Below are 1,744 nucleotides of genomic sequence, written 5' to 3'. Positions count from 1 at the left end.
TTGAAGGGATGGAAGGCCAGCCACAGACCGAAGCGGTCCGACAGCGAGATCTTCTCTTCCACTGCATCACCATGATGCAGCTCGCCATCGACGATGTGGGTGGCCTGGTTGTCGCTCATGTGCTCCGGCAGCAGATGACGACGGTTGGAGGTGGCGTACAGCAGCACGTTCTCCGGCGGCCCGGTCAGGGTGCCATCCAGCACGCTCTTGAGCGCCTTGTAGGCGTCATCGCTGCCCTCGAAGGACAGGTCATCGCAATAGACGATGAAGCGATGCGGCTGCTGGGCCAGCTCGGCGACCAGCGCCGGCAGTGCCGGCAGGTCGTGGCGATCGATCTGGATCAGGCGCAGCCCCTCACGGCCCAGGGTATTGAGCAGTGCGCGGACCAGCGATGACTTGCCGGTGCCACGGGCGCCCCACAGCAGCGCGTGGTTAGCCGGCTTGCCCGCGAGGAAGGCGCGGGTGTTGGCCAGCAGCTCGCGCTTCTGGCGTGCGATGCCGAGCAGATCCTCGAGTGTCAGGGCGTCACGCGGCGCGATCGGCGTCAGTCGCCCTCCCAGGGGGTGGCGGGTCCACAAGGCGGCGACATCGCGTGTCCAGTCCACTTCGACAGCCGTCGGCGGCAGCATCGGTTCGAGTCGGTCCAGCAGGTGCGAGAGGCGGCGTTCAAACTCTGGCGACATGGTGATTCCCTGTCAGATACATGGGGTCCGAGCCGTGGCAGGCCCATCAGATCAAACCCAGTATCTCATGCCCAGCGGGGCCGCCTGGCCTGACGATGCTGTGATCTCAGCAACGTATCATTTCGCTGACTGCACCACTGCGCCTATCCGGTTATGCTGTCTGCACGTTTCTTGCACGTTCAGCGTCGCCCTGCCGTGCGCTCGAAGGTTGTCACGTCATCTAGCCAGGAGGCCCCAATGCCAGGATTGCTCGATCTCTCATCTCCCCGCGCCCTGCGTCGTCTGCTCCCGCTGGCGGCCCTTGCGGCGTCCGTCACCCTGAGTGCCTGCGCCAGCTCTCCGCTGGGCCGCAGCCAGCTGACCCTCTACTCGGACCAGGAACTGGAGAAGATGGGGGAAGCCAGCTTCAGCAAGTACCAGCAGGAGCTGCCGGTGGTGGAAGGGCGTCAGGATGCCTACGTCAGCTGCGTGGCGGATGCGGTGACCGCCAAGGTGCCCGCTAGCTATGGCATCAGCGGCTGGCAGGTCAAGGTATTCGAGGATGAGTCCGCCAATGCCTTCGCGCTGCCGGGCGGCTACATCGGCGTCAACACCGGGTTGCTTGAGGTCGCCGAGAATCAGGACCAGCTGGCAACCGTCATCGGCCACGAGATCGCCCACGTGCTGGCGCGCCACGCCAACGAACGTGTCTCGACTCAATCGCTGACCTCCGCCGGGCTGTCACTGACCCAGGCACTGGCCGGCCTCGAGGGCACCGGTGGCGATCAGCTCATGGGCCTGCTGGGCATGGGCGCGGAATATGGCGTGCTCAAGCCGTTCTCGCGCTCCCACGAGTCCGAAGCCGACCTGCTGGGGCTGGACCTGATGGCCGAAGCCGGCTTCGACCCGCGCGCCAGCATCAAGCTGTGGGCCAACATGAATGCTGCCGGTGGCGCGCAACCGCCGGTGTGGATGTCGACGCACCCGAGTGATGAACAGCGCATGGCGGCCCTCAACGAGCGCCTCGAGACCGCTCTGCCGACCTATCAGCAGGCCCGCGCCGCCGGCGAGAAGCCCAACTG

Annotated in this window: 2 protein-coding genes; one reads left to right on the top strand and one right to left on the bottom strand. The window is 65.7% G+C overall.

Going from position 1 to position 1,744, the window contains the following annotated elements; genetic code table 11:
- Positions 1 to 683: ATP-binding protein (locus tag AC4FAH_RS05555; protein ID WP_288986336.1), on the bottom strand; the 683-nt coding region annotated here is incomplete at its 3' end.
- A 273-nt stretch (positions 684 to 956) separates the two neighbouring features.
- On the opposite strand from AC4FAH_RS05555, the gene AC4FAH_RS05550 reads away from it, so the two are divergent.
- Positions 957 to 1,744: M48 family metallopeptidase (locus tag AC4FAH_RS05550; RefSeq protein WP_490245754.1), on the top strand; the 788-nt coding region annotated here is incomplete at its 3' end.

It is taken from the genome of Cobetia sp. (genome assembly GCF_983723665.1).
Note: the sequence above shows the minus strand (reverse complement) of the source record. Positions and strands in the feature narration are given on the sequence as shown.